Below are 13,938 nucleotides of genomic sequence, written 5' to 3'. Positions count from 1 at the left end.
TGCTTTTTTTGGGGGGAAATGCTGCCTGCATTTTCGCCGCCTGTTTTTCGTTTCCCCGTTTGACCCTGTTCGTTTCCGGTTCGTTTTAAACGGACCTTCTCTCGCCAGTTCTCGTCAACCTGAAAAAACAAGGAAAGCCAAATGAAATTATCCCGCCTGATAAGCCAGATTTTCGGCGCCGGTCTCGTGGCTGCAAGCCTGTCCGGCGCTGCCTGGGCGCAAGACAACAAGCTGCGCCTGATCACCTGGGCCGATTACGTACCGGCCGATGTCGTGGCGCAGTTCAAGAAGGAAACCGGCATTGATGTCGAGCTGACCCTCTCGAACAACGAAGAGATGATTTCCAAGCTGCGTGCCACCGGCGGCGCGGGCTTTGACCTGGCCCAGCCTTCGCAAGACCGCATTACCGGTCCACAGCAGGAGTTCGGCATCTACAAGCCCATGGACCTGAGCAAGATCAAGTCCGAGCTCTTCATCCCCTCGATGCTGGACGCCACCAAAAAGAACACCACACTGGACGGCAAGGTCTACGGCCTGCCGCACATCTGGGGCACCGACGGCCTGGTCGTCAACACCAAGCTGGCCAAGATGGCCGACTACCCTGACCTTTGCAAAGCCGACGTGAAGGGCAAGACCGCTGTGCGCCTCAAACGCCCCACGCTGCTGGCCTTTGCCTTCGCTTCGGGCAAAGACCCGTTTGCCCTGTACAAGGACCCGAAAGCCTACGGCGCGCTGATGGACGAAGTCGGCAAGACCATGATCGCCTGCAAGAGCAACATCAAGTTCTACTGGGACAACAAGGACCAGCTGCTCAACGGCATGCGCGCCGGTGAAGTGGTGGGCGCGATGATGTGGGACACCGGCGGCTGGAAGCTCAACGCCGAAAAACCCGAGATCCAGTTCATCGCCCCTAAATCGGGCGCGCTCGGCTGGATAGACACTTTTGCCATTCCCGCCAAGGGCCGCAACGACGCCGCTGCCTACGCCTGGATCAACTTCAACATGCGCCCCGAGATCGCCGCCAAGGTCGCAGGCTCCGCCGGCAACTTCACCGCGTCCAAAGGTGCTGATCAATTGGCCGATCCCAAGTTGAAGGCCCAGTTCGCTGCCAGCTTCCCTGAAGCCGCGCTGAAAAACGTGAAGTGGTATCCCGCAGTGCCCGCCGGCATTGAAGATATCGAAGGCCGCGTCCTCGACCGCGTCAAGGCAGCCCAGTAAACAGCAACCGGCCCATCACCGGTGCACGCAGACCTTCAAGCCGAACACGTCGGTAAAACCTACGCCGGCCAGCCCGCGGTCAAGGACTTGTCCTTTTCCGTGGAGCGCGGCAGCTTCTTTTCCATCCTCGGCCCCTCGGGCTGCGGCAAGACGACGCTGCTGCGCATGATCGCCGGCTTCCTGACGCCCGATGCGGGCCAGATCCACATCGGCGGCAAACCCATGAACGGCGTGCCGCCCAACCAGCGGCCCGTCAACATGGTGTTCCAGCACCTGGCGCTGTTCCCCATGATGTCAGTCGGTGAAAACGTCGGTTACGGCCTGGCGCGGCGCGGCCTTTCTCGCGCCGACATTGCCACCAAGGTCGGCGCCATGCTTGAACGCGTGAGCCTGCCCGGCATGCAGGACAAACGCGTCGACCAGCTCTCGGGCGGCCAGCGCCAGCGCGTGGCAATCGCGCGCAGCCTGGTGCTGGAGCCCACTTTGTTGCTGCTCGACGAGCCGCTGGGCGCGCTCGATTTGAAACTGCGCGAGCACATGAAGGTCGAACTCAAGCAGCTGCAGGCGGCCTTCGGCACCACCTTTGTCTACATCACGCACGACCAGTCCGAAGCGCTGGTGCTGTCCGACCATGTGGCCGTGATGAACGCCGGCAGTTTTGAGCAGGTCGGCACGCCGCAGGATTTGTATTACCAGCCGCAAACGCCGTTTGTGGCGGGCTTTGTGGGTGCCAACAACAAGCTGGCAGGCAGCGCCGCCACGGGCGCGGAAGCCGGCAGCGTGGCGGCGGTAACGACCGGCCAGGGCCTGGCCATGCGCGCACGCGCGGCCGGGCGGCTGCAGGCCAACCAGGCGGTGCAGGCCTTTGTGCGGCCCGAGGCCATCAGCCTGGCGCGCGACGCCACCGAACTGCCGGCCATGCACACCATGTATGCGGGCGAAGTCGAAAGCCTGCTGTTTGACGGCGCCAACTCGGCCGTGCTGCTGCGCGAAACCGCCAGCCGCACCGAGTTCCGCATCGCCCTGCCGCAGACCGGCCGCTTTGCCGACCTGCGCATCGGTGAAACGGTGGCCTTCAGCTTTGACCCGGAGCAGGCTGTCTGCTTCGGCACGGCGTAGCGGCACACCATGCAAGCCGCGGCCGCATTGCCAGCACCGGGCCCCGCTTCAACGCAGGCCCGGCTGATCCTCTTCCTGCTGCTGGCGCCGGCGCTCGTCTGGCTGGTCGGGCTGATCGTGCTGCCGCATATCGACCTGGCCGTGCTGTCGCTGCGCGAACGCATCGCGCCCCGGCAGTACGCACCCAGCATCGCGCAGTACCGCACCTTTATCGACGAGCCGCTGTACTGGCACACCTTTGTGCGCACGGCCGTCATGTCCATCCTGGCCACCTTCATCACGCTGTTGCTGGCCTTTCCCATCGCCTGGACGATTGCCAAGCTGGTGCGCGGCCGCGCCAAGTCGCTGCTGCTGGTGATGTGCCTGATCCCGTTCTGGGTCAGCGAAACCGTGCGCACCCTGGGCTGGATGATTTTGCTGCGCGAGTCCGGCGTGATGCCTGCCGTGCTGGTGCAACTGGGCATCACTGCAGCGCCGGTCGAGCTGCTATATCGCGACGCCACCATCCTGGTCGGCCTGGTCTATACCTCGATGCTCTTCATGGTGGTGCCGTTGATCAGCGCACTCGAAAGCCTGGACGACACGCTGATTGAAGCCGCTTATGACCTGGGCGGCAACGGCCCGTCCATCCTGCGGCAGATCGTCATCCCGCATGCCGCGCCCGGCATCCTGGCCGGCTGCATCGTGGTCTTCATGCTGACACTGGGCAACTACCTCACACCCACCTTGCTGGGCGGCAAAAACTCGCTGTGGTTTACCGAGCAGATCTATACCCAGTTCATCACGCGCTTTAACTGGGAGCAGGGTGCGGCGTTTGGCTTTTTGCTGCTGGGTTTGTCGACTGCCATCGTGTGGGCAGGCCTAAAACTCACGGGCCAAAAATTCGGCGAGGTCATGCGACGCTCATGAAGAAAGCCACCGCATGATCGCCTCCCTGCCCCGCCCCGCCTGGCTGCGCGCCGGCACAGTGGCCTATGCCCTGGCCTTCTTCGCCTTTTTGTTCCTCCCGCTGGTGGTGGTGGCGGTGTTTGCCTTTAACGACGCACCCTACCCCGCGCCGCCCTGGCGCGGCTTCACGCTCGACTGGTTCTTCGGTAGCAAAGCCGGGCGCACCGGGCTGTTTGCCGACGGGCCCATGCTGGCCAGCCTCTGGACCAGCGTGGTGGTGGCTGGCTGGGTCACTTTGCTGGCAGTGCTGGTCGGCACCACCAACGCCTTTTTGATTGAGCGCAGCCGCTTTCCGGGCAAGGCAGCGCTTTCCATGTTGATGCTGGCGCCGCTGGTGATTCCGGGTGTGATCCTGGGGATTTCCATCCTGGCCTTTGCCAGCCGCCTGGCGCAGCTGGCCGACGATATGTGGGGGCTGGAGCTGGACTTCCTGCGGCCCGGCCTGCCGCTGGTGGTGATCGGCCAGTTTTCCTACATCGTCTCCATTGCCACGCTCATTATTTCCGCCCGCCTGAAGCGTTTTGACGTCACCCTGGAAGAAGCCGCCTACAACCTGGGGGCTTCCCGCGCGGCGGTGTTCACCACCATCACGCTGCCCTACCTCAAACCCGCCCTGGTCGGGGCTGCCGCCATCTCCTTCCTGATGTCGTTTGAGAACTTCAACACCACGCTGATGCTGGTCGGCTCGGACGCGCCGCTGACCGTGATGATGTATGGCCGCATGCGCGAAGGCGCCACGCCGGTGCTCAATGCGGTCAGCCTCTTTCTGATGCTGGCGTCGGCCGCCCTGGCGCTCACCCTGCTGCGCAAGCCCACCGATAGCCACGAGCGCTAAAGCCCCGGAACCACGCCCCAAAACCGGGATCAAACGCCCGCTTTACAAAGCCCTCTGCGCAGATAGCCAAATCGCGTGCATGGAGTCAGAAATCGTGATACGGTGCAGCTGTATCAGCCCGGTTTTGACTTTGACCTCACAGGTGAACGGATGCGCAGGCCAGCCCTCTACAGCAGTTCAAACCGTCCGGCGCAGGGCGCGGGTGATGCCGGCGCGCAGCCGCCCGGGCAAGCCAGCGATCTAGCCGGCGCCGCTCCAGACACCCCACCTCCCCGCTTTCCCCGCGCCTCCCGCCTCGCCAAACGCCTGGCCAAAAACCAGCTTTACCTGCTCTGGTCGGTCGTCGGCCTGCTGGCCCTGCTGCTGGCCATCAGCTTCTCGTCGCCGCTGCGCAACCCGGCCCGCAAGCTGACGCAGGAAGACATCAACGCGGCCGTGCTCAAAACGCTGGAAACCACGATCCTGCCCTCGCCCGGCACGCGGGCCTACGACACCATCATCCCGTCTGTCGTGCGCATCGTCGGCCAGGGCAAAGACAAGGACGGCAAGGAAGACGGCGAGCGCAGCGTGGGCACGGGCGTGGTCATTGTCGACAAGGGCATCATCCTGACCAACCTGCATGTGGTGCAAAACGCTACCACCATCAAGGTCACCTTTGCCGACGGGCTGGAGTCCACCGCCAGCATCACCGGTGTGCAGCCCGAAAACGACCTGGCCGTGCTGCAGGCCCACAAGATTCCCGACGATTTGATCGCCGCCACCATGCGCTCGACCGCCGACCTGGCGCCGGGCGACCAGGTCATGGCCGTGGGTTACCCCTTCGGAATCGGGCCCTCGGCCTCGGCCGGCGTGATCTCCGGGCTCAAGCGCAACTTCCGCTCGCCCGAGGGCAAGCAGATGATGAGCAACCTGATCCAGTTCGACGCCGCCGCCAACCCCGGCAACTCGGGCGGCCCGCTGGTCACCATGGACGGCGAGGTCATCGGCATCGTGACCGCCATCTTCAACCCCAACCAGCAGCGCACCTTTGTCGGCATCGGCTTTGCGGTGCCGATTGAAAACGCCGCCTCGGCCGCCGGCATGCCGCCGTTCTGAACACCTTCCACCGTTCAATATCTCCTGACCTTCCCCTTCAAGGACCCCGCCGCATGGAACAGACCACGCCCCAAAATGCCAACCAGGACACCGCCCAGCTCATGGAGCAGATCCTCTATGAGGTCAAACGCGTGGTGGTCGGGCAAGACCGTTTTCTGGAACGCGTGATGGTCGCCATCCTGGCCCAGGGCCACCTGCTGGTCGAAGGCGTGCCGGGCCTGGCCAAGACGCTGACCATCAAGACGCTGGCCAACACCGTGCGCGGCAACTTCAAGCGCATCCAGTTCACGCCCGACCTGGTGCCGGCCGACCTCGTGGGCACACGCATCTACAACCAGAAAACCGGCGAGTTCAGCACTTCGCTGGGCCCTGTCTTCACCAATTTGCTGCTGGCCGACGAAATCAACCGTGCACCGGCCAAGGTGCAAAGCGCCTTGCTCGAAGTGATGCAGGAGCGGCAGGTGACGATTGCCGGCACCACCCACAAGGTGCCCGAGCCCTTTCTCGTCATGGCCACACAAAACCCGATTGAAACCGAGGGCACCTACCCGCTGCCCGAGGCCCAGGTCGACCGCTTCATGATGAAGGTGCTGGTGGACTACCCCACTGACGAAGAAGAGTTCGTCATCGTGCAGCGCGTGACCGGCCCGGCCGTCGCCGTCAGCGCCGTGGCCACCACCGAACAACTGGCCGCGCTGCAGGCCGAGTGCCGCCGCATTTATGTCGACCCATCCCTCGTGCAATACGCCGTGCGCCTGGTGTCGGCCACGCGCAACCCGACCAAACATGGGCTGAAAGACTTGCAGCGTTTCATCACCTTCGGCGCCAGCCCGCGCGCCACCATCAATTTGACCGAAGGCGCACGCGCCCTGGCCTTGCTGCGCGGCCGCAGTTACGCGCTGCCTGAAGACATGACGGACCTGGTGCCGGATGTGTTCCGTCACCGGCTGGTGCTGTCGTATGAGGCGCTGTCCGAAGGGCTGACCGCTGACGGTCTTGTGGCAAAGATCATGGCCAAAATTCCACCCCCGGCCAAACCGCTGGAACATGAAAAACTCGCCGCCTAGCCCCCCAGCGCCAACGCCCACCGCCAACGCAGAGCAACTGCTGCGCCGGCTGGAGTGGACTGTCCTGCGCCGGCTCGACGGCCTGCTGCAGGGCGACTACCGCACGCTGCTGCGCGGCACCGGCATGGACCTGGCCGACCTGCGCGAATACCAGCACCACGACGACGTGCGCCACATCGACTGGAACGTGACGGCGCGGCTGCAGCAACCCCATGTGCGCGTGTTCACCGAAGACCGCGAAATGAGCGCCTGGTTTTTGCTCGACTTGAGCCCGTCGATGGACTTCGGCTCCAGCGAGCAACGCAAGCGCAATGTCTCGGCGGAGTTTGTCGCCGTGCTGGCGCGCATGCTCACGCGCCACGGCAACCGGGTGGGCGCCATGCTCTATGGCTCCGGCGTCGACGCCGTCATCCCTGCGCGCGGCGGCCGCCACCATGTGCTGCATTTGCTGCACACCCTGCAGGCCCGGCCTGAAAGCGCCATCCTCCGCCCCACCCGCCTGCACGAGCTGCTGGAGTCTGCCGCCAACCTGGTGCGCCGGCGCTCCACCGTGTTTGTGGTGTCCGACTTCATCACCGAGCCCGGCTGGGAAAAGCCGCTGGGCCAGCTCGCCCGCCGCCACGAAGTCGTGGCCGTGCGCCTGCTCGACCCGCTGGAGCTGGACCTGCCCGACCTCGGCCTGATCCCGATCCGCGATGCGGAAACCGGTGAGCAGTTGCTGGTTGACACGCATGACGCGGGTTTTCGCAAACGTTTTGCCCGCATCGCGGCGCAACGCGAGTCCGACTTGCGGCAGTCGCTGGCGCGCGCCGGCGTCGACACGCTGGAGCTGTCGACCGACGACAACCTGGTCGACGCCATCATGCGCTTCACCGACCTGCGCAAGCGCCGCAGCCGCACGTCCGGTGCAAGCGCACTGCCCGCCCACCTGAAGCACGCGGCCTGACGCTGCCAAGGACTCTTCACCATGAACTTCAGCTGGCTTACTACCCCGATGTCCAAACTGCCTTTGCCGACTTTCCTGTGGCCGGAATTTTTATGGCTGCTGCTGGCCATTCCGCTGCTGGTGCTGGTGTACATCTGGCTGCTGCGCCGCAAGAAGAAAAACGTGCTGCGCTACGCCAGCCTGTCCATCGTGCGCGAAGCCATGGGGCGCGGCCAGGGTTTTCGCCGGCATGTGCCGCCGCTGCTGTTCCTGCTGTCGATCGCCGCCATGCTGATTGCGGCGGCGCGCCCCTTCGCCGTCATCAGCCTGCCGTCGCAACGCGAGACCATCATCCTGGCCATGGACGTCTCGGGCAGCATGCGCGCCAGCGACGTGCTGCCCAACCGCCTGGTCGCCGCGCAAAACGCCGCCAAGGCATTCCTGGCCGATTTGCCGCGCAATGTGCGCGTGGGCGTCGTCGCCTTTGCCGGCACCGCGTCTGTCGTGCAGCAACCCACGTTGAGCCGCGAAGACCTGGTCGTCGCGATCGACAAATTCCAGCTGCAGCGCGGCACGGCCATCGGCAACGGCATCGTCGTCTCGCTCGCTGAACTCTTCCCTGATGCCGGCATTGACCTGGCCTCCATGCAGTACGGCCGCGAGAAACCGCGGGGCACCTCCATCGACCAGGCCCTGAACCCCGACAAAGGCGCGAAAAAAGAATTCACCCCCGTCGCCCCAGGCTCCTACACCTCGGGCGCCATCATTTTGCTCACCGACGGCCAGCGCACCACCGGCGTGGATTCCCTGGACGCCGCCAAAGCCGCCGCCGACCGCGGTGTGCGCGTCTACACCGTCGGTGTGGGCACGGTCGATGGCGAGACGATTGGCTTTGAAGGCTGGTCCATGCGCGTCAAGCTCGACGAAGAAACCCTCAAAGGCATCGCCCGCACCACCCAGGCCGAGTACTTTTATGCCGGCACCGCGGCCGACCTGAAAAAGGTCTACGAAACCCTCAGCTCACGCCTGGCTATCGAGAAAAAAGAAACCGAAATCTCCGGCCTGCTCGCCCTCGTCGCCGCCGCGCTGGCGCTGGTGTCGGCCAGCTTGTCGCTGCTGTGGTTTAACCGGATTCTTTGAGCCCCCCCCCGCGCCGGACACTCGCACGAGACGGGGAATCAACCAGAATTTAAGAAAAAAGTGGCTGCAGCCCAATAAGCACCTGGGCGGATTGCTACTTTTTTGATAGCAAACCCATCTGGCTGCCGGTCTCCACCGGAAAGCCATTTTTCTGCCCTGACCCCTCCTTGAGCGGTACCTCCTTCATTTGCAGGATATTTTTGTAGGCGGCCGCCGAAGTAAGAAAAAGGTTGTCGCCGACATCATTCCGTAGGCCCGCTTCCAAGATGGATCGCATGAATACCTCCATCCAGATTCCCCTGATTGAACTTCCCCTCAGCGACGAGGACAGCGAGCCTGCCCAGAACGAAGCCGGGCGCGAGTCCAGCACCCGCGAACTGCTGCTCGGCTTGCTTATGGGCGTGGGCGCGCTCCTGTCTGTGCACCTGGTGTGGCAGGTCGCCCTGCTGGGATTGCGGCTGCTGGGCTTGCTGCCGTAGCGCGTTCTGGCCGGGCTGCCGGCATCGCCAAAACCGCCGTAGTGGCTTTTTTTACGCAATGATGTATGATATTCATCATGCGAAACGGAAGCCACCCCAAAGTCAACGCCAGGACGTCCGCCAAAGAAGCCTCCCACGAGCGCATCGTGTCGGTCGCCGCGCGGGCGATCCGCCGCAGCGGCTACGGGGGCACGGGCGTCGCCGACATCATGAAAGAAGCCGGGCTGACGCACGGCGCGTTCTACGCCCACTTCGCATCGCGCGAGGCCATGCTGGCCGAGGCGGCAAGCCGGGCGTGCGCGGAGGCAGCGGCCCTCACCGCAGGCGTTGTGGCCGGCGCGCCCGCAGACCATGCCTTGGAAGCCATGCTTCGCGGCTATCTCTCGCAAGAGCACGTGGAGCAAATCGAAATGGGCTGCCCCCTGGTGGCGCTGGGCTCGGAGACGGTACGCCAGTCGCCCGAGATACGCCGCGTGACCACCCGGCACATCAAGGAAACGATTGACCTGATCGCCCGCCAGTCACCCGACTGGGGACAGCCCGGCGCGCACGAACGTGCCATGGTGACCCTTGCCACCATGGTGGGCGCCATGTTGCTGGCCCGCGCCGTCGACGAGCCCGCACTCGCCGACAGCCTGCGCGAGGCCGCGTTAAAGCACCTGGCGCCCGCCCCGGCCGCCGCCCCTTCCACCGCCGCCTGAATTTATCGAGACGCACGCTCTTGATCTTTCCGTTCGTCCCTACATATGACAATCATCATGCGAAATCTGCAAAAGCAGGAACTCCCCTGGAAGCGTTCGCCTGAATCCGGTTGTCCTGTTTTTCTGTTTGTTGTTTCTTACCCCTGGAGATCCTTATGAAAATCAAAGATTCTGTTGTCCTCGTCACCGGCGCCAACCGCGGCATCGGCCTGGCCTTCGCGCGTGAACTGCTCGCCCGCGGCGCTCGCAAGGTCTACGCCGCCGCACGTGACCCGGCCACCATCACCCTGCCCGGCGTTCATGCCTTGAAGCTTGACGTCACCAAGCCCGAAGAAGTGGCCGCCGCCGCCAAACTGGCGTCCGACGTGACGCTCGTCATCAACAACGCCGGCGTTGGCCAGCCAGGCGGTTTTCTCGCAACCGACAGCGAAGCCGTTGCCCAGCGCATGCTGGAGACCAACTTCTTCGGCGTGTTGCGCATGAGCAAGGCTTTTGCGCCGACCCTCAAGGCCAATGGCGGCGGCGGTCTGCTCAATGTGTTGTCGATCGTTGCATGGGTGAACGGCGGTGAGCTGGCGGCCTACGCGGCCAGCAAGTCGGCCGCCTGGTCGCTGACCAATTCGCTGCGCCACGAACTTGCAGCGCAAAAGACACAGGTGCTGGGCCTGCACATGGGCTATGTCGACACCGACCTGATCCGCGACTTCGACGTGCCCAAGACCAGCCCCGAGGACATCGTCAAGCGTGCGCTCGACGGGCTTGAAGCGGGCGCTGACGAAGTGCTGGCCGATGAGCTCACCCAGCAGGTCAAGTCCGGGCTGACGGCCGCGCGGCCCAGCTACCTCCCGCAGGCAGCTTGAGTCTGAAACGTTAACGGGCCGCCTCGCATGCGCGGGGCGGCCCGTTCGAGCCGTGGCTGCGTTTGCAGCTTACCGTTTCGGCTTGTTGACTTCGTGGCCGATCACGCCGCCGACCGCGGCGCCGCCCACGGTACCCAGGGCGCTGCCGCCGGTGAGGGCCGAGCCGGCCAGACCGCCTACGCCGGCGCCGATGGCGGTGCTCTTGTCTTGCGCCGACATACCGCTACAACCGGCCAGGCCCAAGAAGCCTGCGACAACCACTGCGCCAAGTGCGTTTCGTTTGATGCTGATCATGTCAATCTCCTAGAAAGTTGATGAAGGTGTGAAGAGCAAATGCCGCTTGATCACGCCATCCAACCCTTCTTCACGAGAATGAATTGCCGTCTGTCGTGGTGCCAATGAATGCAGACCATGGCGACAGCTTTTCATTGCTGGTGTCTTCATGCTAGGCAGCTGAATAATCCGATCTGTAGGACTAAGGCCCATATCGCTGACGACCCATTCCGATCTGGGCGAGTCAAATTTCGTACGGCGCTCAACCCCGCCGCGCCGCCTCTATCTTTGCCACGTCAATCTTCCTCATAGTCATCATCGCGTCGAACACGCGCCTGGCCACCTTGGGGTCAGGGTCGGCAATTCCGTCAGTCAGCACGCGCGGCGTGATCTGCCATGACACGCCCCATTTGTCCTTGCACCAGCCGCATTCGCTTTCCTGGCCGCCGTTGTTGACGACCGCGTTCCACAGGCGGTCGGTTTCGGCCTGGTCGTCGGTCGCGATCTGGAAAGAGAAGGCTTCGCTTTGCTTGAAGGCCGGCCCGCCGTTCAAGCCGATGCAGGGAATGCCTGCAACCGTGAAATCGACCGTCAGCACATCGCCCTGCTTGCCGGACGGGTAGTCGCCCGGTGCATGGAAGATGGCGCCGACGGCGCTGTCCGGAAATGTTTTGGCATAAAACGTCGCGGCATCGAGGGCATCGCGCTCGTACCAGAGGCAGATGGTGTTCTTGCTGATTTTTGGGGTCATGTCATGTCTCCTGAAGCGTTAAAGGCCCTGCATCCGGCAGCCGCCCGGATGCAGGCGCGAAGAGCGCCCTATCGTATTCATTGAATCCAGGCTCGGATGTCGAACTAACCCTTGGATGTGGACGGGTCCGCAGAGCGTGGATACGTCCGCTCTTCCTCAATCGTCCCGTCGGCGCGATGGATTTTCACCGAGCCGGTTTTGCCGGCCATGAACTGATGCGTGGCTTCCAGCACTTCGGCTTTGGTGGGCTTGCTGATGGAGGCGCGGTCTGCCCCCTGGCGTGTCAGGTCCCAATGGCCGTCGTGCGATTTGATGTGGTAGTTGTCCATACGGTCTCCTTTAAAAGAACATCGTATTGACCGCTTTTCAAGCTTCGCTGTAGGACAGTTTCTACGGAGCTCCGGAGCCAGGAGGAAGCAACGAGGCCACCAGGTTCTCCATCGGCTCGTATTACCGCCCTGTGCCCGGCCGCCGTCGGCTTGAACAGGCGCAAACCGCCTGTTGCCTGGTGCTGGGCCTATTTGCCCAGGCCTATTGCACGTGGCATTCCCGCCGCAGCAAGGCCAGCGCGTCGTCGAACGCATGAACGGCATCGCTTTGCAGCGTGGCCTGCGCCTCTTCCACAAAGTCATCCCACAAACTGGCGTAGGCGTCCTGGTGCTGCACCGGCGCGTGGGCCACGATGTACTCGTGGGCCAGTGCGGGCTTGAAGCCGGATTTGCGGATCTTGCGCAGCAGGGTCCCAGCGCTTTTCTCGGTCAGCAGGGTTTTGGGTGCGGAGCCGGCGGCCACGCACAGGAACAGTGTTAACAGCGAACCATCGTCCGCATTGCCGCCGGTGACCTTGCTCCACACAGCGGATGCCTGACGGTCATGGTGATCGACTTCGTTCAGGCCGTCTTCCACCCAGAAATACCGGCCCATGAAGGCCGGGCTGCGGTCAAACAGCTGGCGCGGCGGCAGGGCTGAGTCAAGTATTTTGGGCGCGTCGGCCATCACGGACAGCCGCACCGCCTCCACCACCTCCCGCAGGTGGGCGGGCAGCTTTTTCGGAACGGCGAGCGGCAGCGCAGCCGCAGACGATGCAGCCCCGTGTTTTTTGCGCAAGGCAGCGATCATCTTCTCGAACGCAACCCAGTCGGGCACCTCGGTGCGGCCCGCCGCCAGCACCAGCAAGGCGGTGCGAATCACCGCCTCGGCATCCTTGCCTGCTTCTTCGAGTTCTTCTGCGTCCATGCCAAGCTCGCCGGCCAGCCAGACGGCCGCATCCATCACCTGGGCCACGTGGCTGCGCCGGGCAAGTTCAGCCTGGTAGTCGGCCAGGTTGCGCAGCGACCATTTGGCCAGCAGCGGAATGTGCCCGTCTGTGAAGCCGCCGCGTTCATTCATGCCGAAGTGGCTGTTTTGCGGCATGGTGATCAGGGCCTTGAGCATGTCCGATCCGCCCTTGGAGCGCGACAGCAGCGAGAAATCGCGCAGCGATTCAGCCGCCTGCTGCAGGTCGCCGTGGCAGGAATGCTCGAGGTACAGGCTGATCAGGTTCACCATGCGGTCACGGGCTTTTTCAAGCTCCGGGCGCAAATTCTCATTGCCGAAATAACGCGCGATCTGCACCATGCCCTTGGGTCCATCGGCCCGCATGGCTTCGATTTTTTCGGCACTGAGGATGCCGTGCTGCACGCCGTACTGCAGCGCCTTCTCGAAAAAAGGACGCGCATCGTACAGCGAGATGGCGGAAGGTGATGACATAGGCGTTTGCAGGTTCAGATCGCCGATTCCTCGTCGGACTCGCGCGCCGTTGGTGTGGCCTTGCCGCGATCGGTGTCGCCGGTCTCGACCTTGTTATCGTCCTGCACATCTTCCTGCGCATCGTCCTCGTCCTCCTCATCGGAAGACCTGTGCGCAGTGCCTTTGGCGCGCAGCACCATCAGCATTTCAATGAACAGGTCGGGCAGTTCATAGCGCAGCAGCCAGGCGAGCTGCATCCAGTCGTTGTCGGCGATTTCATCCTGCTGGACACGCGGCCTTTCGTAGGCCGAGGCCAGCAGTGCGGACTGGGACAGCATCTTGCCGTACTCGTCGGCCGGATCAAAGCTGCCGCTGCGTGCAAAGCCCTCGACACGGCTCCATTGGTCCGAAAAATAATCGGCAAGGGCTTCGCTGCCGCCTTCCAGGTCGCCGATGGCGGTGAGAAACTCCACCGGGTCCGCGTCCTCGCGGAAGATCACCGCATTGACCATGCCGCGCAGGTGCGTGCGGGTCAGGTCCTTGTAGAGCTTTTCAATCACCACGGCGCGGGCAAACTGCGCGGGCGTCAGCAGCAGGCTGACCACCGACGCTTTGGAGTTGTCGTACTCGCGAATGACGGCCAGGACGTCCTTGGGCGGCAACTGCTCCAGCACCACCATCAGCGCTGCATCACCTTCGTCGTCGGCCAGCCCGACCAGCGCAGCCTCGGCGCCGACGATGTCGCCGGCCGCAATCAGGCTTTGGGTTTTTTCAATCAGGGCGAGATGCGTTGTCATCA

Annotated in this window: 17 protein-coding genes; 11 read left to right on the top strand and 6 right to left on the bottom strand. The window is 63.5% G+C overall.

Features of this window, described 5'->3' with window-relative positions; translation table 11 throughout:
* The first annotated feature begins 141 nt into the window (after positions 1–141).
* The 8 genes from DT070_RS11340 (at position 142) to DT070_RS11305 (ending at position 8,347) form a co-directional block, all read left to right on the top strand.
* A complete protein-coding gene (locus DT070_RS11340) occupies positions 142–1,218 on the top strand; it encodes an extracellular solute-binding protein (protein WP_122955493.1) in 1,077 nt (358 codons plus the stop codon).
* Positions 1,219–1,239: 21 nt separating this feature from the next.
* The gene (locus DT070_RS11335) at positions 1,240–2,337 is read left to right on the top strand and encodes an ABC transporter ATP-binding protein (RefSeq protein ID WP_122955492.1); all 1,098 of its coding nucleotides are present in this window, start codon (positions 1,240–1,242) and stop codon (positions 2,335–2,337) included.
* Positions 2,338–2,346: 9 nt separating this feature from the next.
* Entirely contained in the window at positions 2,347–3,246 is a 900-nt protein-coding gene (locus tag DT070_RS11330; protein WP_122955491.1) for an ABC transporter permease, read from the top strand.
* 13 nt (positions 3,247–3,259) lie between these two features.
* Entirely contained in the window at positions 3,260–4,120 is an 861-nt protein-coding gene (locus DT070_RS11325) for an ABC transporter permease (RefSeq protein WP_122955490.1), read from the top strand.
* 150 nt (positions 4,121–4,270) lie between these two features.
* Positions 4,271–5,215 (top strand): S1C family serine protease, encoded by a 945-nt coding sequence (locus DT070_RS11320; RefSeq protein ID WP_122957361.1) that lies wholly within the window; start codon positions 4,271–4,273, stop codon positions 5,213–5,215.
* 53 nt (positions 5,216–5,268) lie between these two features.
* On the top strand, positions 5,269–6,282 hold the full coding sequence (locus DT070_RS11315; protein WP_122955489.1) for a MoxR family ATPase: 1,014 nt from the start codon (positions 5,269–5,271) through the stop codon (positions 6,280–6,282).
* The gene (locus DT070_RS11310) at positions 6,263–7,228 is read left to right on the top strand and encodes a DUF58 domain-containing protein (RefSeq protein WP_122955488.1); all 966 of its coding nucleotides are present in this window, start codon (positions 6,263–6,265) and stop codon (positions 7,226–7,228) included. Before DT070_RS11315 ends, DT070_RS11310 begins: the two co-directional genes overlap by 20 nt.
* Positions 7,229–7,249: 21 nt before the next feature.
* Positions 7,250–8,347, top strand: coding sequence for a VWA domain-containing protein (locus tag DT070_RS11305; protein ID WP_206074041.1), 1,098 nt, complete (start codon positions 7,250–7,252; stop codon positions 8,345–8,347).
* Between the two features lie 94 nt (positions 8,348–8,441).
* Here the strand turns inward: DT070_RS11305 and DT070_RS11300 are convergent, their stop codons facing one another.
* Positions 8,442–8,624 (bottom strand): hypothetical protein, encoded by a 183-nt coding sequence (locus DT070_RS11300; protein ID WP_153976392.1) that lies wholly within the window; start codon positions 8,622–8,624, stop codon positions 8,442–8,444.
* Here DT070_RS11300 and DT070_RS21330 point away from each other — a divergent pair.
* From DT070_RS21330 to DT070_RS11285, 3 genes are all read left to right on the top strand, one after another.
* A complete protein-coding gene (locus DT070_RS21330; RefSeq protein ID WP_153976393.1) occupies positions 8,623–8,826 on the top strand; it encodes a hypothetical protein in 204 nt (67 codons plus the stop codon). The genes DT070_RS11300 and DT070_RS21330 overlap by 2 nt on opposite strands.
* Positions 8,827–8,891: 65 nt before the next feature.
* Positions 8,892–9,527, top strand: a complete 636-nt coding sequence (locus DT070_RS11290) for a TetR/AcrR family transcriptional regulator (protein WP_122955485.1) — start codon at positions 8,892–8,894, stop codon at positions 9,525–9,527.
* A gap of 155 nt (positions 9,528–9,682) precedes the next feature.
* Positions 9,683–10,387 carry an SDR family oxidoreductase gene (locus DT070_RS11285; RefSeq protein WP_122955484.1) on the top strand — a complete coding sequence of 235 codons (705 nt, stop codon included), beginning with the start codon at positions 9,683–9,685 and terminating at the stop codon, positions 10,385–10,387.
* A gap of 69 nt (positions 10,388–10,456) precedes the next feature.
* Here the strand turns inward: DT070_RS11285 and DT070_RS11280 are convergent, their stop codons facing one another.
* The 5 genes from DT070_RS11280 to DT070_RS11260 all read right to left on the bottom strand — a co-directional run bounded on the left by DT070_RS11280 (position 10,457) and on the right by DT070_RS11260 (position 13,936).
* Positions 10,457–10,681: a glycine zipper 2TM domain-containing protein gene (locus DT070_RS11280; protein WP_122955483.1), complete on the bottom strand. Its 225-nt coding sequence runs from the start codon at positions 10,679–10,681 to the stop codon at positions 10,457–10,459.
* A gap of 241 nt (positions 10,682–10,922) precedes the next feature.
* Positions 10,923–11,411 carry a VOC family protein gene (locus DT070_RS11275; RefSeq protein WP_122955482.1) on the bottom strand — a complete coding sequence of 163 codons (489 nt, stop codon included), beginning with the start codon at positions 11,409–11,411 and terminating at the stop codon, positions 10,923–10,925.
* A gap of 104 nt (positions 11,412–11,515) precedes the next feature.
* Positions 11,516–11,740, bottom strand: a complete 225-nt coding sequence (locus DT070_RS11270) for a DUF2188 domain-containing protein (RefSeq protein ID WP_122955481.1) — start codon at positions 11,738–11,740, stop codon at positions 11,516–11,518.
* 202 nt (positions 11,741–11,942) lie between these two features.
* Positions 11,943–13,160, bottom strand: coding sequence for a hypothetical protein (locus tag DT070_RS11265; RefSeq protein WP_122955480.1), 1,218 nt, complete (start codon positions 13,158–13,160; stop codon positions 11,943–11,945).
* Positions 13,161–13,174: 14 nt separating this feature from the next.
* Complete coding sequence (locus tag DT070_RS11260; protein ID WP_122955479.1) at positions 13,175–13,936, bottom strand: hypothetical protein; 762 nt, start codon at positions 13,934–13,936, stop codon at positions 13,175–13,177.
* Positions 13,937–13,938: the final 2 nt, after the last annotated feature.

Source organism: Polaromonas sp. SP1, from assembly GCF_003711205.1.
Classification (GTDB): domain Bacteria; phylum Pseudomonadota; class Gammaproteobacteria; order Burkholderiales; family Burkholderiaceae_C; genus Polaromonas.
This window is presented reverse-complemented; position numbering and strand designations above follow the sequence as displayed.

Bases quoted from the DNA above. Each gene is read 5' to 3' on its own strand.
- DT070_RS11340 (WP_122955493.1), top strand. From the start codon at position 142: ATGAAATTATCCCGCCTGATAAGCCAGATTTTCGGCGCCGGTCTCGTG.
- DT070_RS11290 (WP_122955485.1), top strand. From the start codon at position 8,892: ATGATATTCATCATGCGAAACGGAAGCCACCCCAAAGTCAACGCCAGG.
- DT070_RS11305 (WP_206074041.1), top strand. From the start codon at position 7,250: ATGAACTTCAGCTGGCTTACTACCCCGATGTCCAAACTGCCTTTGCCG.
- DT070_RS11260 (WP_122955479.1), bottom strand. From the start codon at position 13,936: ATGACAACGCATCTCGCCCTGATTGAAAAAACCCAAAGCCTGATTGCG.
- DT070_RS11300 (WP_153976392.1), bottom strand. From the start codon at position 8,624: ATGCGATCCATCTTGGAAGCGGGCCTACGGAATGATGTCGGCGACAAC.
- DT070_RS11315 (WP_122955489.1), top strand. From the start codon at position 5,269: ATGGAACAGACCACGCCCCAAAATGCCAACCAGGACACCGCCCAGCTC.
- DT070_RS11270 (WP_122955481.1), bottom strand. From the start codon at position 11,740: ATGGACAACTACCACATCAAATCGCACGACGGCCATTGGGACCTGACA.
- DT070_RS11325 (WP_122955490.1), top strand. From the start codon at position 3,260: ATGATCGCCTCCCTGCCCCGCCCCGCCTGGCTGCGCGCCGGCACAGTG.
- DT070_RS11285 (WP_122955484.1), top strand. From the start codon at position 9,683: ATGAAAATCAAAGATTCTGTTGTCCTCGTCACCGGCGCCAACCGCGGC.
- DT070_RS11330 (WP_122955491.1), top strand. From the start codon at position 2,347: ATGCAAGCCGCGGCCGCATTGCCAGCACCGGGCCCCGCTTCAACGCAG.
- DT070_RS11320 (WP_122957361.1), top strand. From the start codon at position 4,271: ATGCGCAGGCCAGCCCTCTACAGCAGTTCAAACCGTCCGGCGCAGGGC.
- DT070_RS11280 (WP_122955483.1), bottom strand. From the start codon at position 10,681: ATGATCAGCATCAAACGAAACGCACTTGGCGCAGTGGTTGTCGCAGGC.
- DT070_RS11265 (WP_122955480.1), bottom strand. From the start codon at position 13,160: ATGTCATCACCTTCCGCCATCTCGCTGTACGATGCGCGTCCTTTTTTC.
- DT070_RS21330 (WP_153976393.1), top strand. From the start codon at position 8,623: ATGAATACCTCCATCCAGATTCCCCTGATTGAACTTCCCCTCAGCGAC.
- DT070_RS11275 (WP_122955482.1), bottom strand. From the start codon at position 11,411: ATGACCCCAAAAATCAGCAAGAACACCATCTGCCTCTGGTACGAGCGC.
- DT070_RS11310 (WP_122955488.1), top strand. From the start codon at position 6,263: ATGAAAAACTCGCCGCCTAGCCCCCCAGCGCCAACGCCCACCGCCAAC.